General features: G+C 73.2%; 23 protein-coding genes and 3 pseudogenes. 10 read left to right on the plus strand and 16 right to left on the minus strand.

The genetic code is table 11. The annotated features are described in order from the left end of the window. The first annotated feature begins 197 nt into the window (after window positions 1-197). Window positions 198-2,276 carry a SpoIIE family protein phosphatase gene (locus tag B079_RS0113000; RefSeq protein WP_018546243.1) on the plus strand — a complete coding sequence of 693 codons (2,079 nt, stop codon included), beginning with the start codon at window positions 198-200 and terminating at the stop codon, window positions 2,274-2,276. Between the two features lie 58 nt (window positions 2,277-2,334). Here the strand turns inward: B079_RS0113000 and B079_RS0113005 are convergent, their stop codons facing one another. Then, window positions 2,335-3,414 (minus strand): hypothetical protein, encoded by a 1,080-nt coding sequence (locus B079_RS0113005; protein WP_018546244.1) that lies wholly within the window; start codon window positions 3,412-3,414, stop codon window positions 2,335-2,337. A 96-nt stretch (window positions 3,415-3,510) separates the two neighbouring features. On the opposite strand from B079_RS0113005, the gene B079_RS0113010 reads away from it, so the two are divergent. Next, window positions 3,511-3,951: a MarR family winged helix-turn-helix transcriptional regulator gene (locus B079_RS0113010; RefSeq protein ID WP_018546245.1), complete on the plus strand. Its 441-nt coding sequence runs from the start codon at window positions 3,511-3,513 to the stop codon at window positions 3,949-3,951. 87 nt (window positions 3,952-4,038) lie between these two features. Here the strand turns inward: B079_RS0113010 and B079_RS0113015 are convergent, their stop codons facing one another. Then, window positions 4,039-4,839 carry a GNAT family N-acetyltransferase gene (locus tag B079_RS0113015; RefSeq protein WP_018546246.1) on the minus strand — a complete coding sequence of 267 codons (801 nt, stop codon included), beginning with the start codon at window positions 4,837-4,839 and terminating at the stop codon, window positions 4,039-4,041. Window positions 4,840-5,196: 357 nt separating this feature from the next. Between B079_RS0113015 and B079_RS0113020 the strand changes: the two genes are divergently transcribed. Next, a complete protein-coding gene (locus tag B079_RS0113020) occupies window positions 5,197-5,781 on the plus strand; it encodes a DUF3592 domain-containing protein (RefSeq protein WP_018546247.1) in 585 nt (194 codons plus the stop codon). Window positions 5,782-5,838: 57 nt separating this feature from the next. On the opposite strand, the gene B079_RS0113025 is transcribed toward B079_RS0113020, so the two are convergent. Continuing rightward, entirely contained in the window at window positions 5,839-7,368 is a 1,530-nt protein-coding gene (locus tag B079_RS0113025; RefSeq protein ID WP_018546248.1) for an FAD-dependent oxidoreductase, read from the minus strand. Between the two features lie 83 nt (window positions 7,369-7,451). Between B079_RS0113025 and B079_RS0113030 the strand changes: the two genes are divergently transcribed. Together B079_RS0113030 and B079_RS0113035 are read left to right on the plus strand one after the other, a co-directional pair. Beyond that, entirely contained in the window at window positions 7,452-8,093 is a 642-nt protein-coding gene (locus tag B079_RS0113030; RefSeq protein WP_018546249.1) for a TetR/AcrR family transcriptional regulator, read from the plus strand. 138 nt (window positions 8,094-8,231) lie between these two features. Continuing rightward, window positions 8,232-8,975, plus strand: a complete 744-nt coding sequence (locus tag B079_RS0113035) for a GntR family transcriptional regulator (RefSeq protein WP_018546250.1) — start codon at window positions 8,232-8,234, stop codon at window positions 8,973-8,975. Here B079_RS0113035 and B079_RS0113040 read toward each other — a convergent pair. Both B079_RS0113040 and B079_RS0113045 read right to left on the minus strand, forming a co-directional pair. Next, complete coding sequence (locus tag B079_RS0113040; protein WP_018546251.1) at window positions 8,953-9,705, minus strand: class I SAM-dependent methyltransferase; 753 nt, start codon at window positions 9,703-9,705, stop codon at window positions 8,953-8,955. The genes B079_RS0113035 and B079_RS0113040 overlap by 23 nt on opposite strands. Before the next feature lie 33 nt (window positions 9,706-9,738). Further along, a complete protein-coding gene (locus B079_RS0113045) occupies window positions 9,739-10,644 on the minus strand; it encodes a hypothetical protein (RefSeq protein WP_234016785.1) in 906 nt (301 codons plus the stop codon). Window positions 10,645-10,901: 257 nt separating this feature from the next. On the opposite strand from B079_RS0113045, the gene B079_RS31925 reads away from it, so the two are divergent. After that, on the plus strand, window positions 10,902-12,086 hold the full coding sequence (locus tag B079_RS31925) for a D-alanyl-D-alanine carboxypeptidase family protein (protein ID WP_037801489.1): 1,185 nt from the start codon (window positions 10,902-10,904) through the stop codon (window positions 12,084-12,086). Window positions 12,087-12,143: 57 nt separating this feature from the next. On the opposite strand, the gene B079_RS0113055 is transcribed toward B079_RS31925, so the two are convergent. From B079_RS0113055 to B079_RS0113070, 4 genes are all read right to left on the minus strand, one after another. Further along, the gene (locus tag B079_RS0113055) at window positions 12,144-13,160 is read right to left on the minus strand and encodes an asparaginase (RefSeq protein WP_018546254.1); all 1,017 of its coding nucleotides are present in this window, start codon (window positions 13,158-13,160) and stop codon (window positions 12,144-12,146) included. A 41-nt stretch (window positions 13,161-13,201) separates the two neighbouring features. After that, window positions 13,202-13,858 (minus strand): FadR/GntR family transcriptional regulator, encoded by a 657-nt coding sequence (locus B079_RS0113060; protein WP_018546255.1) that lies wholly within the window; start codon window positions 13,856-13,858, stop codon window positions 13,202-13,204. A gap of 173 nt (window positions 13,859-14,031) precedes the next feature. Next, window positions 14,032-14,868, minus strand: coding sequence for an undecaprenyl-diphosphate phosphatase (locus B079_RS0113065; protein ID WP_018546256.1), 837 nt, complete (start codon window positions 14,866-14,868; stop codon window positions 14,032-14,034). 316 nt (window positions 14,869-15,184) lie between these two features. Then, window positions 15,185-15,475, minus strand: coding sequence for a hypothetical protein (locus tag B079_RS0113070; protein WP_018546257.1), 291 nt, complete (start codon window positions 15,473-15,475; stop codon window positions 15,185-15,187). A gap of 231 nt (window positions 15,476-15,706) precedes the next feature. Between B079_RS0113070 and B079_RS0113075 the strand changes: the two genes are divergently transcribed. After that, the gene (locus B079_RS0113075) at window positions 15,707-16,102 is read left to right on the plus strand and encodes a MarR family winged helix-turn-helix transcriptional regulator (RefSeq protein WP_018546258.1); all 396 of its coding nucleotides are present in this window, start codon (window positions 15,707-15,709) and stop codon (window positions 16,100-16,102) included. 190 nt (window positions 16,103-16,292) lie between these two features. On the opposite strand, the gene B079_RS0113080 is transcribed toward B079_RS0113075, so the two are convergent. The 5 genes and pseudogenes from B079_RS0113080 to B079_RS36545 form a co-directional block, all read right to left on the minus strand. Next, complete coding sequence (locus B079_RS0113080; protein WP_018546259.1) at window positions 16,293-16,691, minus strand: SseB family protein; 399 nt, start codon at window positions 16,689-16,691, stop codon at window positions 16,293-16,295. A gap of 149 nt (window positions 16,692-16,840) precedes the next feature. Then, window positions 16,841-17,420 (minus strand): annotated as a pseudogene (locus B079_RS33905) (cysteine hydrolase family protein). Then, window positions 17,417-18,916 carry a purine-cytosine permease family protein gene (locus B079_RS0113090; protein WP_018546261.1) on the minus strand — a complete coding sequence of 500 codons (1,500 nt, stop codon included), beginning with the start codon at window positions 18,914-18,916 and terminating at the stop codon, window positions 17,417-17,419. The pseudogene B079_RS33905 and the gene B079_RS0113090 overlap by 4 nt, the downstream one beginning before the upstream one ends. A 118-nt stretch (window positions 18,917-19,034) precedes the next feature. After that, window positions 19,035-20,434: pseudogene (locus B079_RS31930) on the minus strand (purine-cytosine permease family protein); the annotation flags it as partial. After that, window positions 20,428-20,577: a hypothetical protein gene (locus B079_RS36545; protein ID WP_420705770.1), complete on the minus strand. Its 150-nt coding sequence runs from the start codon at window positions 20,575-20,577 to the stop codon at window positions 20,428-20,430. The gene B079_RS36545 and the pseudogene B079_RS31930, both read right to left, overlap by 7 nt. Before the next feature lie 19 nt (window positions 20,578-20,596). Here B079_RS36545 and B079_RS0113100 point away from each other — a divergent pair, with 19 nt between their 5' ends. Both B079_RS0113100 and B079_RS0113105 read left to right on the plus strand, forming a co-directional pair. After that, window positions 20,597-21,058: a MarR family winged helix-turn-helix transcriptional regulator gene (locus B079_RS0113100; RefSeq protein WP_026248644.1), complete on the plus strand. Its 462-nt coding sequence runs from the start codon at window positions 20,597-20,599 to the stop codon at window positions 21,056-21,058. An 81-nt stretch (window positions 21,059-21,139) separates the two neighbouring features. Next, window positions 21,140-22,861, plus strand: coding sequence for an MFS transporter (locus B079_RS0113105; RefSeq protein ID WP_018546263.1), 1,722 nt, complete (start codon window positions 21,140-21,142; stop codon window positions 22,859-22,861). Between the two features lie 81 nt (window positions 22,862-22,942). Here B079_RS0113105 and B079_RS0113110 read toward each other — a convergent pair whose 3' ends face one another. Beyond that, window positions 22,943-23,650 carry an FAD binding domain-containing protein gene (locus B079_RS0113110; RefSeq protein WP_018546264.1) on the minus strand — a complete coding sequence of 236 codons (708 nt, stop codon included), beginning with the start codon at window positions 23,648-23,650 and terminating at the stop codon, window positions 22,943-22,945. A gap of 325 nt (window positions 23,651-23,975) precedes the next feature. Here B079_RS0113110 and B079_RS31935 point away from each other — a divergent pair. Then, a pseudogene (locus tag B079_RS31935) lies at window positions 23,976-24,437 on the plus strand (GNAT family N-acetyltransferase). A 66-nt stretch (window positions 24,438-24,503) separates the two neighbouring features. Here B079_RS31935 and B079_RS0113120 read toward each other — a convergent pair. Beyond that, window positions 24,504-26,570, minus strand: coding sequence for an iron ABC transporter permease (locus B079_RS0113120; RefSeq protein ID WP_026248645.1), 2,067 nt, complete (start codon window positions 26,568-26,570; stop codon window positions 24,504-24,506). Between the last annotated feature and the right edge of the window lies 1 nt (window position 26,571).

Here is a 26,571-nt window from a genome sequence, read left to right on the forward strand (position 1 = left end):
ACGGGAGACGATCGCGGTCCGCCGTGTCCCGGCCGCGGTGGCGCCGGTGTCCGGGGCGCCGACGTTCGCGCGGCCCCGTGTTGAGGGATGGTGGAGTCAGAACGGCCACGGCGGCGGAGAGTCGATGTGCACGGTGGAGCATGGGGAGCCGGCCCGGTGACGGCGTGCCGGGCGGACGGGCGAAGGCGGTGCGTGGGATGAGTACGGCCGGGACCGGCGCGCTGGACGGCGGCGAGCCCGAGCGGGGCCCCGAGCGCCCCGGCGGGCTCCTCGACGTGCTCGGCGTGGCCTCGGTGGTCCTGGACCCCAGCGGGCGGATCGTGCTGTGGAGCCCGCAGGCGGAAGCGCTGTTCGGCTACACGGCGCACGAGGCGCTGGGCCAGTACGCGGCCCGCCTGATGGTGCACGAACGCCATCTGGAACTGGTCATCGAGCTGTTCGCCACCGTGATGAGCACCGGGCAGAGCTGGGCGGGCGGCTTCCCGATCCGCCACAAGGACGGCAGCACCCGGCTGGTGGAGTTCCGCAACATGCGGCTCCTCAATGACCGGGGCGATGTGTACGCGCTGGGGCTGGCCGCCGATCAGTCGACCGTACGGCGCCTCGAACAGGACGTGGCGCTCTCCGAGCGGATGGTGCACCAGTCGCCGATCGGGCTCGCCGTACTGGACACGGGGCTGCGGTTCGTCTCGGTCAACCCGTCCTTCGCTCAGCTCAGCGGCCTCGCGGCCGAGCGCCACAAGGGGCGTACGCCGCGCGAGGTGCTGCCGCTGCTGGACCCCGAGACCCTGGAGGAGACGGCACGCGGGGTGCTCGGCACGGGCGAGCCGGTGATCGACCGCAGCGTCATCGGCCGCACCCCGGCCGACCCGGACGCGGACCACACCTGGGCCCTGTCGCTGTACCGCCTGGAGGACTCCAGCGGCAATGTCCTCGGCGTCGCCCTCTCCCTGGACGACATCACCGCGCAGCATCGCGCGTTCGTGCAGGTGGAGGCGGCGCGGCGCAGGCTCGCGGTGATCGCGGACGCGACCTCCCGGATCGGTACGACGCTGGAGCTGGAGCGCACGGCCTGCGAGCTGGCGGAGGTCGCGGTGCCGGTGCTGGCCGACGTGGCCGCCGTCGACCTGCTGGACGCGGTGCTCGACGGACGCCGCAGCACGCTCACCCCCACCCAGACGGCCGTGATCCGGGCCCTCGCGTTGCGCCCGGAGGACGGCGGCGACGCGGTACGGGCCGCCGACACCCCGGGCGGGATCGCCCGGTACGCGCCGGACCGGCTGGTCACCGAGTGCGTCCGCACCGGCGAGGTGGTGCTGGTGCGGGCCGTGACCGAGGAGGACCTGCCGCGCATCGCCCGTTCGGCCGAAGCGGCCGGGCTGCTGCGGCGGGCGGGGCTGCACTCGTATCTCGCGGTGCCGCTGATCGCCCGGGGCGAGGTGCTGGGCGCGCTGGATCTGAAGCGCACGAGCAATCCGGTGCCGTTCGACGAGGACGACGTGCTGCTGGCCCGGGAGCTGGCGGCGCGGGCCGCGGTGCAGATCGACAACGCCCGCTGGTACCAGAACGCCCGCAACACCGCGCTCGCCCTCCAGCGCAGCCTGCTGCCGAGCAGCCCGCCGGAGACGACCGGCCTGGCGGTGGCCTCGCGCTACCAGCCCGCGGGCGCGGCCGGGGAGGTCGGCGGCGACTGGTTCGACGTCATCCCGGTGGCGGGCGGCAAGACCGCGCTGGTCGTCGGTGACGTGATGGGCAGCGGCATCAACGCCGCCGCCACCATGGGCCTGCTGCGCACCGCGACGATCACGCTGGCCTCCCTGGACCTGGACCCGGCGGCCCTGCTGGAGCGCCTGGACAAGGCCACCTCGGCGCTGGACGACTCCATCGCCACCTGCGTGTACGCCGTCTACGACCCGAAGCTGCGCCAGTGCCGGATCGCCTCCGCGGGGCATCTGCCCCCGGTGCGGGTACGGCCCGGACACCCGCCGGAACTGCTCCGCCTGCCCACGGGGGTGCCGCTCGGGGTCGGCGACGTGGGCTTCTCCGCCGTGACGGTCTCCTTCGAGCCCGGGGACGAGCTGGTCCTCTACACCGACGGCCTGGTGGAGACCCGCGCCCACTCCCTGGACGAACGGCTCGACCTGCTGCTCTCCCTGCTGGACACCCCGGGCCGCCCCCTGGAGGAGGTCTGCGATCTCCTCCTGGACCGGTTGTACGACGCGGAGAGCCACGACGATGTGGCGGTGCTGATCGCCCGGGCGGCGGAGCTGCCGTGAGGGGGCGCAGGGGGGTGAGGGTGCCGGTGCCGGTGCCGGTGCGGGTGGCCGGGGTGGCTCAGACGGCCACCGTCTCCTCGGTCTCTTCCTCGGCCTCCTGGTCGGCCGTCCGCTCGGCCTTCTCCGGGGCGGCGGGGGCGGTGCGCGGCTCGGTGGCCGGGGTCAGGGCGGCACGGGAGCGTTCCCAGGCGCCCGCGATCGCGGTGACGGCGAGGCCGACGGCGAGCCAGGCCACGAGGGTCCACACGGTGCGGCCGAGGCCGTCGTCGCCGAAGTAGAGCAGCGAGCGGACGCCCTCCACGAACCCGGCGCCGTTCCAGAAGGCGTGCAGGGAGCCGAAGAAGCCGTTCTGCAGCTCGGGCCGGAAGAGACCGCCGGAGCTGGTGAAGTTCAGCATCACGAACAGCACCATCATGGTCAGCGTGGTCCAGCGCTTGAGGAAGGTGTGCAGGCCGACGCCGATCAGCAGGATGCCCGCCGAGTAGAGCCAGGCCAGCCCCCACACCGCGCCGAGCGCGTGATGGGCGAGGTGGAAGACCGGCCCGGCGAGCAGGGCGCCGATCCCGGCGACCACGGCGGACACCCCGACCGCGAGCAGCGCGCGTATCCGCATCGGCAGCGCGGCACCGGCGGCGCCGATGGCGGCGACCGAGGCGTAGGAGCCGATGCTGACCGCGATCAGCAGGAAGAACAGGCCCTGTCCGGTGGGGTCGTCCTGGACGGGCGGGGCCACGTCGGTGACCTTGAGCGGGGCGCCTTCCTGGGCGGCGACCGGCGTGAAGACCTTTTCCACAGCGGTGGCACCCATGTCGGAGGCGGCGCTCGCCACCAGCAGCTCGGGGGTATGTGCGCTGGGCACATAGGCGCCGGTGACATGCCGGGACGTCAGCAGGGAGACGGCGGTGGCGCGGTCGGGAACGGTGCGCACATCGAGCTTGTCCCCCGCGGCGTCCTTGACCGTCTGGGCGAACACGGCGGTGCGCGGCCCCGTCCCGACCACGGCGACCGGCAGATGGTGCGGCTCCGGGGTGACGAACGCACCCATGTAGGCCAGCCCCATGCCCAGGCACATCAGCAGGGGGGTGAGCAGATGTGTGAGCACATGGCGCAGGGCCGGTGACATCACCGGGGACTTCATCGGGTACGACCTCCGACAGTTGGCTTATACAACCTTCGATTCAAGTTGTACTATACAACGAGATGGCGTGGAAGGCATTCGGCGGAGGTGGACCCCATGACGGCGGCGGAGACGGCGATGGAGACGATCCATCGCGAGATGACGGCGTTCGCCCGTCGGGCCCGGGCATCGGCGGGCCGGATGCACCCCGAGCTGTCCCTCGTGTCGTACACCCTGCTCGGGCATCTGGAGGAGCGTGACGGCTGCCGGGCGACCGATCTGGCCGCGCACTACGCCCTGGACAAGTCGACGGTGAGCCGTCAGGTCGCGGCGCTGGAGCGGGCCGGGCTGATCGAGCGGCGCCACGATCCCGAGGACAACCGGGTGCAGGTGCTGCATCTGACCGACGCGGGCCGGGAGATCCTGGCCCAGGTCACGAGCAGCCGCCGGGCCGCGTTCCGGGCCCGCCTCGCGGACTGGCCGGAGGACGACCTGATCCGCTTCGCGGCCTATCTGGAGCGGTACAACGCCGGGGCCTCGGGGGCCGGGACCGGCTGAGGGCGGCCCCGGCGGAGGAGGCGGGGGGGGGCGGCCACGGCGGCTGCTGTCGGCTGTCGGCCGTACCGTTGGTGCCGCCGGTACCCGCTAGGCCACCGGAACCCTCCGGTGCCCGGGCGCGCGGGCCGCACCGAACGTGGTGTGCAGGCGCAGCCGGAAGCCCAGGGACTCGTAGAGCCGGATGGCGGTCGTGTTCGCGGCGCCGGTGTGCAGGAAGGGCGTCTCGCCGCGGGCGCGGATGCCGTGCGCCACGGCGAGGATCAGCCGGGTGGCCAGGCCCTCGCCCCGGTGGGCCGGGTCGGTGCAGACCGCGCTGATCTCGGTCCAGCCCGGCGGGTGCAGCCGCTCCCCCGCCATGGCGATCAGCCTGCCGTCGCGGCGGATGCCCAGATAGGTGCCGAGTTCGATGGTGCGGGGCAGGAAGGGGCCGGGGCGGGTGCGCTCGACGAGGTCCAGCATCTCGGGCACGTCGGCCGGGCCGAGCCGTATCGCCTCGGGTTCGGGCGCGGTGACGAGCCCGTCGTCCACCAGCTGGACGCCCTCGATCCGGAAGGTGACCTCCCAGTCCTCCGGCACCTGGCCGCGGAAGCCGAGCAGCGGCACCTCCGTGCCGGGTCCGGTCAGGGCGGCGGCGTCGGCCCAGTCGTCCGCGTCGGGTTCGTCGGGGAGCGCGAGCCACGGGGAGACGTCCGCCGGGTAGCGCAGGACCCGGCCGCGCCGCTCGGCGAAGTGGGCGTGCGGGCCGGTCAGGGCGGCGAGGGCGGGATGGTCGAGGACGCGCGGATCGCTGCCGGGCAGCGGGCCGGGGACCGGCTCCGGCCGGTCCGGACCGGCCGTCACCTCGGTCTCCCGGTCGCCGTGCCGCGTGGAGACGTACGCCTCGGGCATCCTCTGTCCTCGCTTCCCTCGCACCGTGTCCGGCGCGACGGCGCCGGTAATCGCCCCAAGTGTGAACACCGGTGTCGCTATTCCCGTGGCCGCCCCGAGTTCACGGGACCGCAATGATCGGGGCGTGGGGCGAACGATCGGCCCGGGGCGGAGGGCGACGGGTGGGCCGAACGGGGAAGGCCGAACGGCCCGTCTTCCGTGCGGACGGGAAGTCGCGACGCGCACGAGGAGCGAGGTGCGCCGTTCGGGGTACGAAACGGGTGGGAACGCTCGTGTGCGTACGCGGGCGGTGGCCGGCCGGTCCCCCGGCGCTCTCCGGGTCTCCGGCCGCGGCCCCGTCGCGGCGAGGAGGTGGACATGCGTACCCGGGTGCGCGGTTGGCGGTGGCGGCGCAATCCGCTGCGGCGCCGGTCGGACGTGGTGGAGGCGTGGACGGTGCTGCTGGTCGCCGTCCTGCTGTGCGTGGTGGCGCCCCTGGCCGGAGTGGTCGCGGGCCTGCACGCCCACGACCTGGCCCAGTCCCGCGCCACCGCGCAGCGTGCCGAGCGGCACCAGGTGAGCGCCCAGGTGGTCGGGCCGGTCACCGACCGCTCGCCGCTGGTCCACCGTGACCGGGGACACACCTACAGCGCCGAGGTCCGCTGGACCGACCCGGAGGGCACGACCCGTACCGCTCAGGCCAGGGTGCCCGCCGGGACGCGCACCGAGGACAAGGTGACGGTGTGGTTCGACCGCCAGGGCCGCAGCGTGGCACCTCCGGCGAACGACGTGGCCGTCTGGCAGCACACCGTCACCGTGGGCCTGTGCGCTGCGGGCGGCACGATCGCCGTCGCCCTCCTGGCCCGCACCGTGGAGCGCCGCGTCGCCCTGCGGCGCCGTCTGGCCGAGTGGGACCGCGACTGGGCGCGCACGGGTCCGGAGTGGAGCCGGTTCCGGGCCTGAGATCCGGTCCCCGGGCGGGAAGGCGCCCGCGCTCGAGACCTCTCCCCGGGCCCGGGATCAGGCCACGGCCCCGTCCCGCGCGCCCCCAAGGCACTCGGCGATCACGTCGGAGAGGTCCGCGCCGGGGCCGGGTGCGCCGTCGGTGGCCCAACCGGCGTAGCCGTCGGGCCGGATGAGCAGGGCGGTGGCACCCAGGTCCTCGGCGGACGTGGCGCGGACGAGGTCGACGCGGGGCGGGAGCCGGAGACCGGCCGGGACGATGCCGCCCAGGTCGAGCAGGACCGCGTGGCCCGTGGCGAGGAGCGCCGACAGCCGGACGGGACCGCCCTCGGTGACCAGGTCGGCGTCGGGCACGCGCCCACCGGTGAGCGGGTGGTCGCCGGGCAGGTCGTAGCGCAGCGAGAGGCCGGACATCAGGCCCGCGACGTGGCGGTTGGTGTCGGGCAGGCGCAGCAGATCGGTGACGATGTCGCGCAGGGCGGCCACGTCCTCGCCGGGGTTCGGGTCGGCGAGGACGCGCTGGGCGGAGGTGTGGTGCAGGACCTGGGCGCCGACCGGGTGGCGTTCGGCGTGGTAGCTGTCCAACAGGTCGCTCGGTGCCCGGTCCTGGAGGACGGCGGCGAGTTTCCAGCCGAGGTTGAAGGCGTCCTGCATCCCGAGGTTGAGGCCCTGGCCGCCCAGGGGCGGGTGGATGTGCGCGGCGTCGCCCGCGAACAGGACGCGGCCCACCCGGTAGTTCTCGACCTGGCGGGTGGCGTCGGTGAACCGGGAGGCGTTGTCCACGGCGCCGAGGGTGGTCTCGGGGCCGTACACGGCCCGCAGGGCGGTGGTGATCTCCTCGGGGCCGACGGGGGTGTCGCGGGAGGTGTCGGCCTCGCCCGCGCGTCCGAAGGTGATCCGGTACCGGTCGCCGCCGAGCGGGGCCAGCATGGCCCAGTAGCCGCCGCCCTGCCGGGTGAGGGTGCTCATATGCCCCAACTGCCGTGGCACCAGCGCCGATACGGCGCTCAGGTGGATGTCGGCCAGCACGGCCTGGTGCGTCCCGGGTCGGCCGGGGAACGGCACGCCGAGCAGTTTGCGCACGGTGCTGTGGCCGCCGTCGCACGCGACCAGATACCGCGCCCGCACGCGCGCGGCGTCCGCGTCCGTGCCCCCGTCCGTCGTCACGAGCACGCCGTCGTCGTCCTGCTCGACCCCGGTGACGGCGGTACCGCGCAGCACCCGTGCCCCGGCGGCGGTCGCCCGCTCTTCGAGTACGCCCTCGATCTCGCCCTGGGAGATGGCGACCGGGTAGGGGTGCCGGGTGTTCCAGGGGGTGCAGTCCAGCGGCACGGGGAGCGTCGCGAAATGGCCGCCCACCTGTTCGCGCGGCGTGGCGCGCTTCAGCAGCGGCTCCAACAGGCCGCGGTTCTCCAGCAGTTCGGCCGTGCGGGGCTGCACTCCGCCGCCCTTCACCTGGTCGACGCGCCGCGGCAGCTTCTCCAGCACCAGGGTCTGGACCCCGGCGAGGGCCAGTTCGTACGCCAGCGTCAGTCCGGTGGGGCCCGCGCCCGCGACGACGACCTGGGTCTCGGTCTCGGTCGGCATCTTCAGTCCAATCTCTCGCCTGAGGTTAAATGTATACCAGGTGCAGAAATCCTCTCGGGGCAACTCTCTGTTACGGTGGCGCCGTGGACGGCAAGCCAGGACTGCGGGAACGGAAGAAGCAGCGGACGCGTGAGGCGATCTCCGACGCCGCGATCTCGCTGTTCCTGGAGCACGGCTTCAACCAGGTCTCGGTGGCCCAGGTGGCCGAGGCGGCCGAGGTGTCCAAGCGGACGCTCTTCGCGTACTTCCCGACCAAGGAAGACCTCGTCGTCCACAGGCTCGCCGACCATGAGACCGAGCTGGCTCGTGTGGTGCGGACCCGTGTGCCCGGCACCGACCCATTGAGCGCGGTGCGCGAGCACTTCCTGAGGGGGCTGCGCGAGCGCGACCCGATCACCGGGCTCAACGACCTCCCCCCGGTGCGCAGGCTGCACCGGATGATCGTCGACGCGCCCTCCCTGGTGTCCCGGATGGAACGGTTCAAGACCGTCGCCGAACGCGCCCTCGCCGAGGCCCTGCGGGAGACGGCGGACACTCCGGAACTCACCGCGCGTCTCGCGGCGGTGCAGATCGTCGGCGTGCACTGGGCGCTGGCGCAGGACAACGCCGACCGGCTGACGGCCGGGGAGTCCGCGGACGAGCGGTACGCGGGCGCGGCGGCCGACGCGGAGCACGCCTTCGCGCTGCTCGCGAACGGCCTGGGCGACCTGGCGTCCCGGCGGTAACCCCTCAACTCCCGCTGCGCACCGAAGGATTTCGGCCGAACACCAGGAATCCCCTTCCCAAGTGGTTTAGACCAATGCTAGATACGGTGGCGCAATGAGCCCGCGCGGCTACGTCTTGTCACCGACAGGAGGGGCGGCATGTCCCGCACCACCCCGCACGAATCCCGGCAGAGCGACGAGCAGACCCTGTATCAGCGGGTCGCCTCCCGGTTGCTCGACGAGCTGCGCGACGGGACGATCCCACCGGGTGAACGGCTGCCGGGGGAACGACATCTCGCGCGGCACTTCGGGGTCAGCAGGGCGACCGTCCGGCAGGCACTGGACGTGCTGCGGCGCGGCGGAATGCTGAGCACCGACCGGCGGGGCAGTCATGCCACGCTGCCCGGGCGCCCGGTCGAGGAGCCGGTGTCGCTGACCTTCCCGGTGGGGACGGTGCCCGCCGGTCCCGGGGCGGTCGACCGGGCGACCGTGACCTGGGAGGCGCCGCCGCCGGAGCACGCACGGGCGCTGGGCCTCTCCCCGCACCGGCCGACGCTGGTCCACCGCTATCTGTCGGCGGGGCCCGACGGCCGCTCGCTGCGCACGGCGGTGACCTCGTTCTCGGCGGTGGCGCTGGCCGAGGTCGCGGAGCTGGGGCGCTATCGCGAGCGGGCCGACGGGGCGACCCCGGCGGAACTGGGCCGCGCCTACGACTGGATGCGCAAGGCGGGGCTGACCCTGCACCACCGGGACTCCATCAGCCAGGTGGGCGACGCCTCTTCGGTGCGGGTGACCCGGCGCGTGCGCGACCAGTACGCGCGCCCGCTGGAGATCACGGACCTGGTGGTGAACGCCGAAGAGGACACGCTGGTCTACGAGTTCACGCTTCCGGCGGCGGGCTGACCTCCGCCGCGCGCCGGGCGACGAGGAGCCGGGCGCGCGGAGCGCCGTCGTCGCGCCGCCCGAACTCGGGCAGGTCGCGCAGCTCGACGGCGAAGCCGGTGCGGGTCAACTCCCGGGTGACGTCGCCGAGTCGGAAGGGGCGGTAGTACATGACGAACGGCGGGCGCCACACGGAGTTGCGCACCCGCATCGCCGCGTCGAAGCCGAGCAGCGCCCAGTAGGCGCGGCTCGTCGGGCGGGGCGGCGCGAGCACCGGGAAGGCGAAAGTGCCGCCCGGACGCAGGGAGTTGTGGACCTGTCCGAACAGCCCCGGCAGTTCCGCGGGCAGGAAGTGCCCGAACGCCCCGAAGCTGACGACGAGATCGAAGGCCGCCGTGAAGGGCAGCGCGCGGGCGTCCGCACGCACCCACGCGACGGACGGCTCCCCGGGCCCGGCGGCGCGCTGCCGGGCGACGTCGAGCATCCCGGCGCTGAAGTCGACCCCGGTGACACTGCGGCGGCACAGCCCGGTCAGCACGTCGAGTCCGGCGCCGGTGCCGCAGCACAGGTCCAGGCCGTCGTCGTACGGGCCGAGCGGGCCGAGCGCCTTCGCGACCGCCTCCAGGACCGGGTCCGGCGTCCGGAAGGGGGTGTGGTCGAACTTCGGCGCGAGCAGGTCGTAGCCGCGCTCCACGGACGACAGGGCCTGCACGGCGAGTTCGCGCAGGGTGGGGCCTTCGGGGCTGAACATGCCCTCAGCCTAGGGCGCGCGGCCGGGGCCCGCTCAGTCCTTGAGGCGCTTCAGGGTGGCCTTCGTGTCGGTCTTCAGCCAGTCGGTGACGTCGTCGAGCGCGGGCGGCTTCTTGTCGCTGGCGTAGGAGGTGAGGTAGACGCTGTAGCCCATGATGTACGTCGTCCAGCCGTCCCGTACCGCCAGGGTCGCGAAGCGGGAGCCGCTGGAGGAGCCGCTGGTGGTGTCCCGGCTCACCAGGTACGCCTCGTCGCCGATGCCCGCGACGGATCGGACGTCGTAACCCGTGTGGCTGTCGTCGTAGTTCTTCCAGGTGGCGGTGAACTCCGGTGCGGGGTCGGTCTTGCGGTGCAGGTCCAGTTGCAGGGAGAGGTAGGCGTCGGCGTAGGAGGAGCCGGGCTTCTTCAGGCCGAGGCTGCAGTAACTCTCGTGCAGGGCAGGGTCCTTGAGGGAGCTGTGCGTCGGGGAGGAGTCGGCCGAGGGGTACTCGTCCTGGAAGGCCGAGTAGTCGGCACGCGCGCACAGGTCGGCGGGGGCCGAGTAGCCGCGCAGGTCCGCGTCGCCCGGGGCACCGATCAGGAACACTCCGGCCGCCCACGCGGCGGACGCCACGACGGCGCCGACCACGGCCCACAGCACGGCTCGTCCGGCGGCCGTTCCCCCGCCGCCGGAGGGCGCACCGGGCGGCGGTCCCGGTGGTGGGCCGAACTGGGCGGGCGCCCCGTAGGGCTGGGCGTAGGGGTTGGCCTGCGGGGGCGACTGCGGATTCGGGTAGGAGTAGGCCGTCGGCTGCGGCGGCACCGTGGGCTGCGGCGCGGGCGGGCCGGGCTGTGCCGGGGATGGTCCCGGCTGCGGTGCGGGCTGGGCGGGCGGCTGGGGAGGCGGTCCAGGCTGTCCGGGCGGCTGAGGAGGCTGCGAGGGCTGCGGTGGCGTGGACATGTCGTCACGGTAGTGCGGAGCGGCGGCTCAAGTCCCCGTACGTCCGGGATCGTTACGGTCCGGGGACGTCCGGCGCGAGGTCGTGACGGCGTACGCCCGCCGGGCGCCGGTCCGGGGCTCCGGCTGTCTTGGGGCACACGCTGCCGGGGGCTGCGGCTGGGCCGGGTGGGTTCCCGCGTGCGGCATCCGGGTTGCTCCGCTGGGCCGTCCGGCGCGGGTGGCTCGCCGCGCCCCCCTCTCGTTCCTACGTTGATCATATGAGCACCGGATTCTCTCGTCGGGCGACCGTGTCGATCTGTTCCCTGTGTGCGGCGGGGGTGCTGGCCCTCGCACCGGCCGCCTCCGCCCTCGGACACGACGCGGGGGAACCCGCACCCCCGGCCCCCCGCGCGGCCGTCCCCCGACCCTCCCTGCTCTACGGCTCAGGACCCCAGGTGCGGCCCCTGCGCGGTGCGCCCGAGCTGCCGGAGCTCTCGGCCCTGTCCTGGCTGGTCGCCGACGCGGACACCGGCGAGGTCCTGGCGGCGGACGGCGCCCACCGCAAGCTGCCCCCGGCGAGCACCTTGAAGACACTGTTCGCTCTCACCGTCATGCCGACGCTGCCCGCGGCGGAGAAGCACACCGTCCGCTACGAGGAGCTGGCCGACGTCGGCGAGGGCAGCAGCCTGGTCGGTGTGGAGGAGGGCCACACCTATCAGGTGTCCGACCTGTGGCGCGGAGTGTTCCTCAGCTCCGGCAACGACGCCGTCCATGTGCTCGCCGCACTGGACGGCGGGGTGCCGCGGACGGTGAGCCGCATGCAGACCAAGGCGCACGCACTGGGCGCCCTGGACACCCATGTGGTCTCCCCCGACGGCTACGACGCGCCGGGGCAGGTGTCCTCCGCGTTCGACCTCGCGGTCTTCGGGCGGGAGGGGCTGCGCAACCCCGACTTCGCCCGCTACTGCTCCACCGCGCAGGCCGAGTTCCCCGGGGACGGTCTGCCCTTCGGCATCGAGAACACCAACCGGCTGCTGACCGGCGAGGACGGGGTGGGCCGCTATCCGGGGCTGATCGGCATCAAGAACGGCTACACCAGCAACGCGGGCAACACCCTGGTCGCCGCCGCGCGCCAAGGCGGCCACACCCTGGTGGTGACGGTGATGAACCCTCAGGAGGGCGGCGGCCTCGCGGTCTACGAGGAGGCGCGGTCCCTGCTCGACTGGGGGTTCGCGGCGAGGGGCCGGGTGGACCCGGTCGGCTCCCTGGACGGCTTGCGCACCGTCCCCGCGCCGAAGCCGACGCACTCGGCCGTACCGGTCGCCGCGGCCACCTCCCCGGCACCGTCCGACGACACGGACTGGGCGGGAACCGTCACGGTCGCGGGCATCTCGGTGCTGGGCGCGGCGGTGGTGGCCCTGATCCTGCGGTCGAAGGGGACGGCCCGCTCGAAGGACGTCTGACCGGCCGGAACGTCGCGGCCCGGCCGGTCGGACGCCCCGCGTCTCACGCCCCGCGCCTCACGCGCAGGGCGTCAGCGGGGCCTCGGTCAGCTCGGGCACCGGACGGACCCGGCCCACCGGGCGTCCGCCGCCGAGGAGGGCCTGGCCCTCGAAGGCGGTGAGCAGGGCCGGGTCGACCCCGGCGCGGGCCAGGGCCGCCGCCGCGACGGGCACACGGGCCCGGTCGGCGCCGTCGGCGATCTTGACGGCGACGGCGCGGCCGTCGGGCAGCGCGGCCACCTGGACGCCCTCGAAGCCGTCCTTGGCGAGCAGTCCGGGCACCGCCCGCATGAGCGCGGCCACGTCCCGGCGGGTGCCGGAGGCCGTCTCGGCGTGCTCGCGCATGGCGTCGGCCACCCGTGCCCCGGGCGTGCCGGGCGCGGCCGTGGTGATGCGGGCGGCGGCGCGGGCCAGGCCGTGCAGGGAGACGGCGAAGAGCGGTGCCCCGCAGCCGTCGACGGTGACGTGGGCGACGGGCTGCCCGGTCAGCTCCTCCACGGTGCGGGCGACGGCCTGCTGGAGGGGGTGGGCCGGGTCGAGGTAGTCGGGCAGGGACCAGCCGTTGACGCGTGCGGTCCACAGCATGGCGGCGTGCTTGCCGGAGCAGTTCTGGGCGAGCCGGGAGGGGGCGCGTCCGGCGGCGATCCACTCGTCCCGGACGACCGGGTCGTACGGCAGGTCGGGGATGTTGCGCAGGTCGGCCTCGGTGAGCCCGCCGAGATCAAGGAGGCGCCGGGTGGCCGCGAGGTGGCTCTCCTCGCCGGAGTGGCTGGCGGCGGCCAGCGAGAGCAGCTCGCCGTCGAGCGGCAGCCCGGCCCGGAGCATGGCGACGGCCTGGACGGGCTTGAGCGCCGAGCGCGGGTAGAAGGCGGCCTCGATGTCGCCGAGGGCGAACTCGACCCGGCCGTCGGCGGCGAGCACGACGACGGAGCCGTGGTGGACGCCTTCGACGATCCCTCCGCGGACGAGGTGGGCGACGGGCACATGGCGGGGTGCGCGGACGACGGGGGCGTCGGTGGGGAAGCTGCTGTACATCTCTGCCTGCATCACGGGTCGGAACGGGCCGGGGGCGCGGGTCACGCGTCGGCGGGGGTGGGCGGACGGACGATGCCGTCGAGGCTGGTGGCGACGCGGTCGAGGTGGTGGCTCATGGCCTCGGCGGCGTCGGGTCCGGAGCCGTCGAGCAGCGCCTCGACGATGGCCCGGTGCTCCCGGTTGGACTGCTCGCGGCGGCCTGCCAGCTCGGTGAGGAAGGCCGACTGGCGGGCCAGGGCGTCCCGGATCTCCTCGATCACCTTGCGGAAGACCGGGTTCTGCGCGGCCTCGGCGACGGACAGATGGAAGAGGGTGTCCATGGCGACCCAGGCGGTGGTGTCCGTCTCCCGGTCCATGCGGTCCAGCAGTCCGGTCAGCCGGTCCAGGTCCTCCGGGGTCCGGCGCTCGGCCGCGTAGCCCGCGACCGGGACCTCTATATGGCGGCGCACCTCAAGGAGATGGCCGGCCGTGTAGTCGCCGAACGTGGGGTCCGCCACCGTGGTGGCGACGACGAAGGTGCCCTTGCCGGTCCGGGAGACGGTGAGACCCATCGTCTGGAGCGCGCGCAGGGCCTCGCGGAGCACGGGCCGCGAGACCTCGAGGGTGCGGCACAGCTCGGCCTCGGAGGGCAGCTTGTCGCCGATCGCGTAGGTGCCGCGTTCGATCGCGCCGCGCAGATGCCCGAGGACCGCCTCCATGGCGCTGACGCGCCGGGGAGCCGGGACAGTTGTCTGGCTGTCTGACAGGTTCACGGAGGCGATCCTGCGGTGTGCGGGGAAACCATGTCAAGACGCCCTCCGCAAAAGCGCGCACGGGGTGCGGAAACCCACATATGGGCTCCGCACCCCGTGCGCGACGAAAGGGTGTGGGATCAGCTGGCCAGCACACCGGTGGCGAGCAGGCCGAACAGCAGCGCGCCGATCACGATGCGGTAGATCACGAAGGCGTTGAAGGAGTGCTTGGCGACGAACTTGAGCAGCCAGGCGATGGAGGCGTAGGCGACGACGAAGGAGACACCCGTGCCGACGGCCAGCGGGGCAGCGCCCACCCCGGCGCCGAGGGCGTCCTTCAGCTCGTAGATACCGGCGCCGGTCAGGGCCGGGATGCCGAGGAAGAAGGAGAGGCGGGTGGCGGCGACCCGGTCGAGGTCCAGGATGAGCGCGGTCGACATGGTGGCGCCGGAGCGGGAGAAGCCGGGGAAGAGCAGGGCCAGGATCTGCGAGCAGCCGACCAGCATCGCGTCCTTGAAGGAGGTGTCGTCCTCACCGCGCTTGTGGCGGCCCATCTGGTCCGCGCACCACATGACGACCGAGCCGCCGATCAGCGAACCGGCGACCACCCACAGCGAGGCGAGCGGGCCGTCGATCAGCGGCTTGGCGGCCAGACCCACCACCACGATCGGGATGGTCGCCGCGATGACCCACCACGCGAACTTGTAGTCGTGGCGGTAGCGCTCCTGGGGACGGACCAGACCGGTGAACCAGGCGGTCATGATCCGCTTGATGTCCTTGAAGAAGTACACGAGCACGGCGGCGATGGCGCCGACCTGGATGACGGCGGAGAAGCCGACCACGGACTTGTCGTCGACCGGGATGTGCATGAGCCCCTCGGCGATCTTGAGGTGGCCGGTGGAGGACACGGGAAGGAACTCGGTCACCCCCTCGACTACTCCGAGGACGACGGCTTGACCGACGGAGATGGCGCTCATGGAATCCAGTTCTGGGAAGAGGAGGTCGACAGTGCTGTAGTCAGTCTTACTATGCCCGGCCGCGCACGGCCCCGGTGCTGGCGGCAGCGTAGAGCCACCCGCTCGCGCGAGGGTGTCCGGGGGGCCGCCGAGCGAGTCGCACCTGCCGACGACGGGGACGGACGCGGTGCGGACGGGGCGCCCTCCCGGCCGCCGCCCGTCCCCGCCCCGTCCCCGCTCCCCCGCCGTTTCACAACGACTTCTTACCGCGCGGGTCCGCTTTGTCCGAGCCGGTGTGGCGTGGGGCGATGGTGCGGACGGGTCGGCGCGCGGCCGTTCACCAGCCCTTCTCGAAGAGCTGGGCGACCTCGGCGATGCGGAGTTCGTCGCGGCGGTAGTGGACGCGCAGACGCCGCCGTCGCGTGCGCAGCAGACCGAGGCCGGTGAGGAAGTCGAGGTGGGCGGCGACGGTCCGGCGGGGCAGCCCGAGATGGTCGGCGACGGCGCGCGCGGTGACGCCGGTACCGGCGGGGTCGCGGTGCCGGCGTGCCTCGGGGAAGTGGGCCGCCGGGTCCTTGAGCAGTTCCAGGACCGTCTGCCGTACGCGGCCCGAGGGCCTCCCCATCATGTGTCCGCCTCCGCTCCCGGGCTCCTCGTGCGCCGAGTCCCACTGTGGCGCAGGCGGCGCTGCCGTGTCCGCGTCTCGGTGTCCGTTGTCCGGTACCGGCCCCTGCGGACGGCCGGTGGCCGGTCCCGGGCGACGGGGCGGGGAAAGGGGGTACGGCGGGGCCGCGCGGGGCCTCGAACCGGTACTACTTGCACACTCAAGGAGTGGCTGGATCGGTGCTACGGTGCGGGTATGGCAGTCAAGACGGCCGACGCCCGGCTGGAAGAACAGTGGCGGGACATCCTCGCGATCCACGCGCGCACCCTGTGCGAGATCGATCGCGTCCTGCATCCGCACGGGCTCGGTGCCAGCGACTTCGAAGTGCTGGACATCCTGGCCGCCGAGTCGCCCGCCGAGGGGGATCAGTGCCGGGTGCAGAACCTGGTCGGCCGGGTCCATCTGAGCCAGTCCGCGCTGTCCCGGCTGATCGGCCGCCTGGAGAAGGAGGGCCTGGTCAAGCGCTCGGTGTGCGTGGAGGACCGGCGCGGGGTGTGGGTCGCGCTCACCCGCAAGGGCCGCGAACTGTACGCCGAGGTACGTCCCCTGCAGCGCGCCGTGCTGGAGAAGATGCTGGCCGGGGAGGACTGAGCCGCCCGGCCTCCGGGCGAGACGCTTCGTCTATGGAGCGGTGCCCTATGTGGGACTGGCCCATGTGGGAGTGGTCCGTGTGGGACTGGCTCATGTGGCGCCGACATATGTGTGCGCACCCCACAGGCGCGCACCCCTCCCCCGAAGCGGAGCCGCCCACGTGGCACGACTCCGCCTCCAGGTGGGCCGCTCATCGTGCGAGCAGCGTCCGCACTCCCTGCGAGGTGAGCGTCAGTCCGTGTTCGGAGCTGCCGTCGATCGTGAGCGAGAGTTCCTCCTCCGGCCACTGGGCGGCGAGGGCGCCGAGCTGGATCAGCCGGTAGCGGGAGATGGAGGGCAGCAGCCCGGCCATCTCGATCTCCGAGGTGAAGACGGGGACGACCTGCTCGCCTCCGGGCTGTTCCAGGACGGGCAGGGCGACCGTCGAGGAGTCGGCGCCCTCCATCTCGGCCGCGTCGTCCGGCATCGGGACGAGCACGTCGCTGTGCGCGAGGGTGTCCAGTGCCGCCTCGTCGGCGGTGTTGACGGCCAGCACGTCGAGAGCCTGCTGAGCCGGCGTCTGGTGGTCGTCGTGAGCGGGTGTCTCCATGGCACATCCCCAGGTAGAGCGGTCGTACGGCCACGCGCGCGGACGGGAGCCCGGCGCGCTCCCGCGCCGCGTACCCCGTCGGGCGCGGACCATGCATCCGATTCCCCGGACGGCCGAGCGCACCGCCGCGCACCCGGCCGTGCCCGGTGTCAGGGCTGGTTGCGCGCGCCCAGTTCCCCGGTGGTGACGACGCGGACGAGGGGGCCGTACAGCTCCAGCAGGCGCAGGGTCTCGCGGTGGGCGCGGTCGTCCACGCCCGCGCAGGCGTCCGCGACGACCAGGACCTCGGTGCCCGCGTCGGCGGCGGCCAGCGCGGTGGTCAGGACGCAGCACTCGGTGCTGACGCCCGCGAGGACCAGCGGCTCGCCCGGGCCCAGCCGGGCGGCGAGCCCCGGAGTCCACTTGCCGAAGGTCTCGGTGTCCAGGGTCGGCCCCGCGCGGTCCGCGAACCCCGCGACGTCACCGGCCAGCCGCCACAGCGGGGCCTGCGGCGGCTGGAGCGCGAAGGGCCAGCGGGCGTAGTAGGCACGCCAGGCCCCGGTCGGCAGCGACGGGGCGAGGAAGCGGGTGAAGACGGTGCGGCCGGTGTAGGCGGGCAGCAGGCGCCGTACGCCCGCCGCCGCGTCCGCGAAGCGGGGTACCCCCCCAGGGGCTGTCCGGGTCGGCGAAGACGTGCTGCATGTCGATGACGGCGAGCAGACCGGGGGGCGCAGACGCGGGGGCGGTCATATGGCGGGGCTCCCCTCGTACGGCGGGCTCGGCGGCGCCGTCTCCTGGGCGCGCACCCGGCCCCGGCCGAGCAGCAGGGTGCCGAGGAAGGAGAGCGCGAGGGCGACGAGGACGCCGAGGTTGGCGTACGCCCACGGGCCCGACTTGCCGCCGAGGCCGAGCGGGCCGAGCAGATAGCCCTGCCAGGTGAGCCAGCTCGCGGCGGTGTTGGTGACCAGGCCCCAGCCGACGGCGGTGGCGCCGGTGGTGAGGACGAGGGGCAGGACGGGCGCGTCGCCGTAGCGGCCGTCGGGGCGGTAGAGGTCGCCCTCGTCGTAGTCGCGGTGGCGCAGGGCGAGGTCGGCGAGCATCACGCCGCACCACGCGGCGATGGGCACGCCGAGGGTGGTGAGGAAGCCCATGAACTCGCCGAGGAAGGCCCCGCCGAAGAACACGATGTAGATGGAACCGGCGATCATCAGGACGCCGTCGACGAACGCGGCCAGATAGCGGGGCACCCGTAGTCCGGCGGAGAGCAGGGCGAGGCCGGAGGAGTAGATGTCGAGGACGGCGCCGCCGACCAGGCCGAGGACGGCGACGAGCGCGAAGGGGACCAGGAACCAGGTGGGCAGGATGGTGGTCAGGGCGCCGATGGGGTCGGCGGCGATGGCCTCGCTCAGTGTGCCGGAGGAGCCCGCGAGCAGCAGGCCGAAGACGAGCAGGAGCAGCGGGGCCGCCGAGGCGCCGAAGGCGGTCCAGCCGATGACGCCCCGGCTGGAGGAGGCGCGGGGCAGATAACGGGAGTAGTCGGCGGCTGCGTTGACCCAGCCGAGGCCGAAGCCGGTCATCACGAACACCAGCGCGCCGATGAACTGCTGGGCGGAGCCCGCCGGGATGGCGCTGACGGTGTCCCAGTCGACGTGGTCGGCGACCAGGGCGATGTAGATGACGGTGAGCACGCCGGTGATCAGGGTGATCACCGTCTGGATCCGCATGATGAGGTCGAAGCCCATGACGCCGCCGACCACGGTGAGGGCGGCCACCACGAGGAGGGCGACGGCCTTGGTCTCGGTGCCGCCGCCCCAGCCGAGCCGGGCGAAGACGGTGGCGGTGGCGAGCGTCGCGAGGGTGGCGAGGGCGGTCTCCCAGCCGACGGTGAGTATCCAGGAGACGACGGACGGCAGCCGGTTGCCGCGTACGCCGTAGGCGGCGCGGCTGAGGACCATGGTGGGGGCCGAGCCGCGTTTGCCCGCGACCGCGATGAGGCCGCAGAGCAGGAAGGAGGCGATGATGCCGAGCACTCCGGCGACGAGGGCCTGCCAGAAGGAGATGCCGAAGCCGAGCGCGAAGGCGCCGTAGCTGAGCCCGAGGACGGAGACGTTGGCACCGAACCAGGGCCAGAACAGGGTGCTCGGGGTGCCCTTGCGATCGGCGTCGCCGATCACGTCGAGGCCCTGGGTCTCCAGATGGATCTGGCGGTCGGCTCCGCCGTGGCGGGGGTCCTGCGGCTGCGTCATCGTCGACCTACCTGTCCTGACGTGTCGAGCCAGAGGCTAAGCGCGGGGGCCAGGGGATACAAGGAATGACCCGGACCCGCCGCGTCCTGAGGGCGGGTCCGGGCGGTCCGGTTGCCCGTCAGTCCTGCTCCAGGGCGCGCAGGGTGGGGGCGGCGAGTTCCACGGGGCCGCCCGTCCCCTCGCTCTTGCACCTGTCGTGGCAATCCTTCTCCAGGCTGCAGCACAGGGAGCAGACCGTGCCCTGGTGGAAGGGGCAGTGGGCCATGTCGGGGCGCTCGAAGGCGGTGTCGCACACGGTGCAGTCGAGCGTTATGGGTGTGTCGGACATGTGGGGCTCGCCCATGTGCACCTCAGCCATGTGCGCCGCGACCATGTGCGACTCGCCCAGGTCATCCACCCGCGCTATGTAGTACCGCCCCTTCGTCACCACCGCGAACAGCGGCGACAGCACCATGGCCAGCACCAGCGCCACGAACGGCGAGAACGCCTTGCCATACGCGCCGAAGGCCCCGAAGTACGCGGCGATGGACACCGCCGAGGCGATCAGCATCGAGCCGAAGCCGACCGGGTTGAAGTGATGGAGGTGGGCCCGCTTGAACTCGATGTACGACGGGCTCAGTCCGAGCGGCTTGTTGACGACCAGGTCCGCGACGACCGCGCCGATCCAGGCGATGGCCACGTTGGAGTAGAACCCGAGCACGGTGTTGAGGAGGCCGAAGACGCCGAACTCCATGAGGGCGAGCGCGATGCCGACGTTGAGGAAGATGTAGACGACCCGCCCGGGGTGACGGTGCGTCAGCCGGGAGAGGAAGTTGGACCAGGACAGCGAACCGGAGTACGCGTTCGTGGAGTTGATCTTTATCTGGGAGAGGATCACGAAGAACGTGGCCAGCCCCAGGGGAAGGCGCCGCCGATCTGCTTGAGCGCGCCGAGGACGACCCAGCCGGGTCCGGCGCTGAGGACGGCGGCCCACCACTGCCTGCCGTTGGCCGCCGTCTTGTCGGGCATGAAGCGCAGATAGTCCACCTGCTCCCCGATCTGCGCGATCAAGGAGAGGGCCACACCCGCGCCCACTCCGACGCCGATCATGCTGAGGCTGGAGCCGGTGGGCGAGTTCCCGGCGAAGTGGGTGAACCGGCCGAACTTCTCCGGCTCCTGGACGGCGATGGAGACGAACGGCGCGACCATCAGCACCAGCCAGACCGGCTGGGTCCACACCTGCATCCGGGAGAGCGCGGTCATGCCGTGGACGACGAGCGGCAGGACGACCAGGGAGCAGATGACGTAGCCGAGGGCGAGCGGGATGTGCAGGCCGAGTTCGAGGGCCTGCGCCATGATCGAGCCTTCGAGCGCGAAGAAGATGAAGGTGAAGCTGGCGTAGATGACCGAGGTGAGGGTCGAGCCGAGGTAGCCGAAGCCCGCGCCCCGGGTCAGCAGGTCCATGTCGATCGAGTACTTCGCGGAGGAGTACGAGATCGGGATGCCGGTGAGGAAGATGACGACGGCCGCCGTCAGGACTTCGGCGCGTAGCGCAGGGAGTAGTCCTCCAGGGTGTCGTTGCGGGCCCACTCGGTGGAGGTCCGGCTGCTGGGCGGGGGCGGTTTCCCGGCGTAAATCCTGGTCAGGGCAGGGCCGGGGATCGATGTTGCTTCACGGTACACGCATCTGCATAATGGAGTTATGCATAAGCGGGTTATGGACTCCGGCGGACCGCGCCCCGACACGTCGGCCGAAGATCTGCTGATCGCCGTGGAGCACCTGGTGCGCCACATGCGCCGCAGCGCCACGGCGGGCGGCCTGAGCGTCGCCGCCTCCTCCGCGCTCGGCCGGGTGGTCCGCGAGGGTCCGCAGCGGCTGACCGAGCTGGCCCGGGCCGAGAACGCCACCCAGCCCAACATGACCCAGCTCGTCACCCGTATGGAGCGTGCGGGCCTGGTGCGGCGCACCGCCGACCGCACCGACGGCCGGGGGGTGCTGGTCGAGGCCACCGAGACCGGTCTCGAGGTGTTCCGGCGGCGCCGGGCCGAACGCTCGGAGGCGCTGGGCCTGCTCCTGGACCGGATGCCCGAGGAGGAGCGGGCGGCGGTCCGTACGGCACTCCCGGCGCTGACCCGCGCGATCGAGGAGGAGGGCGCGCACTAGCACCGGCGCCTCCAACTCCCCCTCTGTTCCGTCCCGTCGAGATCTCTGTCCCCGTCACTTCATGACTGGAGAGAAGCGGTAATGACTGCACCGCATGGAAAGGCCGCCAGCCCGTTCAGGCAGCCGAAGGCCGTCTGGGCCGTCGCGTTCGCCTGTGTCATCTCGTTCATGGGCATCGGTCTGGTGGACCCGATCCTGCCCGCGCTGGCCAAGAATCTGCACGCCACCCCCAGCCAGGTCTCGCTGCTGTTCAGCAGCTATCTGATCGTCACCGCGGTCGCGATGCTGGTCGTCGGCTGGTTCTCCGGCCGGTTCGGCGCCAAGCGCACGCTGGTCATCGGGCTGGCCATCATCGTCGTCTTCGCCGCCCTCGCCGGGTGCAGCGGTTCCATCAACGGCATCGTCGGCTTCCGGGCGGGCTGGGGGCTGGGCAACGCGCTGTTCATCGCCACCTCGCTGGCCGTCATCGTGGCCTCCGCGAGCGGCGGTTTCGGCGGCGCGATCATCCTCTACGAGACCGCGCTCGGCCTCGGGATAGCCGTCGGACCGCTGCTGGGCGGCGAGTTGGGGGCGATCAGCTGGCGCGGACCGTTCTTCGGGGTCGCCGTGCTGATGGCGATCGCCCTGGTCGCCACGCTCGTCTTCGTCCCGTCGCTGCCGAAGCCCGCCCGGCCCACCTCACCGCTCGCCCCGCTCAAGGCCCTGCGCCACCGGGGCCTGTTGACCATGGGCATCATGGCGCTGCTCTACAACTGGGGCTTCTTCACCATGCTCGGCTACGCGCCGTACCCCATGGAACTGGACGCGCACCAGCTCGGGTTGGTCTTCACCGGCTGGGGTCTGCTGGTCGCGGCGTTCAGCGTGTTCTTCGCCCCGCGTCTGCAGGCGCGCTTCGGTACGGCGCCGGTGCTGTACGTCAATCTCTTCTGCCTCAGCGTCGTGATGGCGGTCATCGCGGCCGGGGTGGACAGCCCGGCCGTGGTGATCACGGCGGTCGTCGTCTCCGGTGCCTTCATCGGCATCAACAACACGCTGACCACGCAGGCCGTCATGCTGGTCTCCCCCGTGGAGCGCCCGGTGGCCTCCTCGTCCTACGGCTTCCTGCGGTTCATCGGCGGCGGTCTCGCGCCGTACGTGGCGGGCAAGCTGGCCGACGCGACCGACCTCAGCGTGCCGTTCTACCTGGGCGCCGCCACCTTCCTGCTGGCGATTCCGGTGCTGGCCGGTGGACACCGGCTGCTGCGTCAGGCCGAGGAACGCCCGGAGGAGGGTGCGCCGTTGACGCCGTCGCTCACCGCCGTGGGCGCTCCGGCCACGACGGACGTACCGCCGGTGGTCGTCGCGGTGGGGGCGTACGAGGGGGCCGACGCGGTCGTGGACGCGGCGGCCAGGCTGGCCCGGGAGTCCGGCAGCCCGCTGGAGGTGGTGCATGTGCAGGAGACCGCCGTGGTGGAGGAGCAGGCGGCGGAGACGGAGAGCGCCGAGGCGGCGCGGGCGGCCGTCACCGCGCATCTCGACCGGCTCGCCGCGCACGGCATCGCCGCCACCGGCCAGATCCTGACCAGCGTGGGCGACCACGCGACCGCGGGCCGGGTGCTGGCCGAGCACGCCGCCCGGGTGGGTGCCCGCGCTGTTGCGGTGGGCCGCTCGCCGCGCGGGGCACTCGCGCAGTTCGCGGACGGCAGCCTGACCGCCGCGCTGGCGCACGGCGCGTCCTGCGACGTGGTGCTGGTGGAGGACGGCGGGCCGTCCCGGCAGCTGACGACGGCGACGCTGGCGGAGCTGCGCGACAGCGCGGTCTGACACGGCACGCCATGGGCCGAGCCCCGGTGCGCGGGACGCATCGGGGCCCGACTCATGTGCCACGCAAGGGAATTGACCGGCTCAACGACCCGTCAGCTCGACCACCTGCGACCGTACGGTCTCCCACGCCCCGGCCACCTCGCCGACCGGCGTCGCCCGCAGCGCGCGCAGGGGTTCACGGGGGTCGGCGCCGCACTCGGTGGACTCGCTCAGGACCTCGTAGCCGTCGCGGACGGCGACGCAGAGCCGGTAGCGGTCGCCGCCGAGGGCGTGCAGGGCGGAGGCGACGACGAGCGGCGGGGGTCCGCCGGGCTCGCCGGGGAGCTTGCGGTAGGCGCTCGCGACCGGCGTGCGCCAGCGCAGGCTGAGCAACACCGGGCGCTTGGCGAGGACTTCGGCGAAGTCGGTCTCGTAGACCCCGTCGGCGGTGAGCACCGTGGCGCGGGCCTCCAGGACGAGCGCGGCCGGAAGCAGACAGCGCAGGCTGCTGCCCGCGAGGTTGCCGCCGACGGTGGCCGCACGGCGCACGGCACCGGTGCCGACCGAGCCCGCGGCCTGGCGCAGCACCTCGGGGACACGCTCGTCTATGCGGTGCAGGACGACGGCGCCGCCCAGTTCCTCACGGCCGAGGACGTTGGCCTCGGGGAGTTCGCGCAGCGACATGGCCTGCGCGGGGAATCCGTCGCGCTGCCAGGTGGCCCAGACGAGCGTCGCCCCGCCTATCGGGACGGCTCCTTCGGCGAGGTGTCCCCGAGCTTCGGACACGGACGTGGGCAGACGCAGCAGCACGTGGCCAACCTGCCTTCCTGGGAAGCCGGGCGGCCGTGGAACGGCCGTTCGCTTTCGATACGGCGCATTCTCGCCGTACCTCAGGGGGCGCGTCCAGGGCTCATACAAACAGGGCGTGCGCCCCTTTGTCGCTGCGCACGCCCTGCGTTGACGTGCCGTCGGTCCGCGTTCGCGATCTTCCCAAGGGGCCGGGGCCGAAAGTGGCTGGCGGTGACAGAGCGGCCCGTGTTCCTCTTCCGGAGTGAGCATCGACGACTCCGGGGTGCCCGGCGTGAGGCCGAGCCGCCGCGTCCGGCAGCGGGCCGACGGCGATGTCGAGGAATGTGTGCGGGTCCTCGCGGAGGTCCATCGGCTGGACGGCTACCCGGTGAACTGGCCTGATCAGCCGGGCGAGTGGCTGTCGCACGGTCCCCTGCTGGGCTCCTAGGTCGCCGAACTCGACGGCCGTCTGACGGGGCATGTCGGTCTGTCGCGAGGCGACGAAGGCGACCTGGCACCGGGGGTGTGGAGCGAGCGGAACGGGGCGAGGCGGGACGAGACCGCCGTGGTCGCCCGGTTGTTCGTCGCCCCGCGGGCGCGGGGACAGGGGATCGGCGCGCTGCTGATCGGCCGGGCGGTGGCGGAGGCGCGGCGCCGTGGCCTGCATCCGGTGCTCGACGTCGTCGCCACCGACACCGCCGCGGCAGCCTTGTACGAGCGGCTGGGCTGGACGCTGCTGGCCGCGGTCGAGCAGCGGTGGAGCCCGCGGCAGACGGTGACCGTCCTCTGTTACGCGGCGCCGTCGTGACGTGGCCGGTCACGGCCACGCGTCTGACGGCCGCGACCAGGACGGTCACCGTCTTCGGCACGGGTCCTAACGCCGGGAGCGGACGAGCAGGTACAGGAAGTACGGCGTGCCGATCGCGGCCGTCATCAGTCCGGCGCCGAGCTGGGCCGGGGCGATGACGGTGCGGCCGAGGAGGTCGGCGGTGCCGACCAGGACGGCGCCCAGGAGGAGCGCGACGGGGATGACGCGCGCGTGTCTGCGGCCGACCAGGGCGCGGGCGGCGTGCGGGGCGACCAGGCCGACGAAGCCGATGGTTCCGGCGGCGGCGACGGCGGTGGCGCTGAGGAGGACGGCGACCACGAGCAGCCCGAAGCGGGCCGGTGCGGTGCGCAGGCCGAGCAGCCGGGGCGTGTCGTCGTCCAGCGCGACCAGGTCGAGTTCGGTGCGCCGTACGACGGCGACGACGGTGCCGAGCACCAGCGCGCCGGCGACGGGCAGGGCGTCGGGCAGCGTACGGCCGTAGGTGGAGCCGGACAGCCAGGTGAGCGCCTTGGTCGCGTTGAACGGGTCGGTGAGCACGATGAGCAGGCTGATGAGCGCGATGGCGGCGGTGGACACACCGATGCCGACGAGGACGAGCCTGCTCTGCCCGAAGCCGCCGCGTGCCGCGAGCCCGAAGACGAGCAGGGAGGCGAGCGCGGCGCCCGCGAAGGCCGCCCCGGCGATGCCCCAGGACCCCGCGACCGGGACGGTCGTCACGAGCAGGACCGCGCCGAGGGCCGCGCCGCCGGAGACGCCGAGGATGCCGGGTTCGGCGAGCGGGTTGCGGGTGACGGCCTGCACAAGGGTGCCCGAGAGGGCGAGGGCGGCGCCCGCGAGGAGGGCCGCGACGACCCTCGGCACCCGGGTGTCGAGGACGAAGCCGACGGCCTGACCCGCTTGTCCCTGGGCCCAGTTGGCGACGTCGCCGAGGAGGAGCTTGGTGTCGCCGAGGAGGACTCCGGCGACGGCCACGCCGACAAGGGCCGCGACGAGGACAGCGACCGTCGCGAGGAAGACGGCGCGGCTCGGGATGCGCAGCCGTTCGGGCGCGGCGGCGCTGGTGGTGTCCCGCACGCGCAGGGCCATGCCGACGAGGAACACGGCACCGAGGAGGCTGGTGACGACGCCGGTGGGGACGGCGACGGAGAGTTCCGTCGACATGCTCGCGCGCAGCAGCACGTCGGCGCCGAGCACGAGGGCCGCACCGGCGAGACCGGCCACGGGCAGGTTGACCCGGACGCGGACGAACGGCCTGAGCCTGCGGGCCAGGGGCCGTACCAGGGCGGGGGCGCACAGGCCGACGAAGCCGACCGGGCCGGTCAGGGTGACGGCCGCCGCCGAGAGCAGCGCGGCGCACACCACCACGGTGATCCGGGTGGCGCGGACCGGGACGCCGATGCCGCGCGCGGCCTCGTCGCCGAGGGCGAGGGCGTCGAGGCGGCGGGCGACGAGGAGGAGTCCGAGGAGTCCTGCGGCGGCGACGGGGGCCATCTGGAGGACGCCGTCGAAGCCGTTCTGGCTGATGCTGCCCTGGTTCCACAGGTAGAGGCCGTGGGTGCGCTCGGGGAAGAGCAGCAGCAGGGCGTCGGTGACGGCGGACAGGCCGAGCGAGAGGGCGCTGCCCGCGAGGACGAGCCGTACGGTGCCCGCGCCGGGTCCGGCCAGCGAGAGGACGACGGCCGCGGCGGCGAGTCCGCCGGTGAAGGCCACGCCGGAGGAGGCGAACAGGGGGAGCGTGGCTCCGCTCACGCTGAGCACGCCGAGGCCGAGGTAGGAACCGGCGTTGACGGCGAGGGTGTCCGGGGAGGCCAGCACGTTGCGGCTGACGGTCTGCAGGGCGGACCCGGCCATGCCGAGGGCGGCCCCGGCCAGCAGTCCGGCGGCGGCGCGGGGCAGCCGGGAGGCGATGACCACGGAGGCGTCGGCCTCGTCGGCGCGGCCGGTGAGGGCCTTCCAGACCTCGGACGCGCCGACGGAGGAGGTGCCCTGGGTGATGTCGAGGACCGCGAGGACGGCGACCAGGCACACGAGCAGGGCCGCCACCGCGACCGCGCCCGTCCTGGAGTTCTCTGCCGGTGCCACGGCGGCGGGGGCTGTTGCGGTGGCGGCCATG

Source organism: Streptomyces sp. LaPpAH-108 (genome assembly GCF_000373625.1).
Lineage (GTDB): Bacteria > Actinomycetota > Actinomycetes > Streptomycetales > Streptomycetaceae > Streptomyces.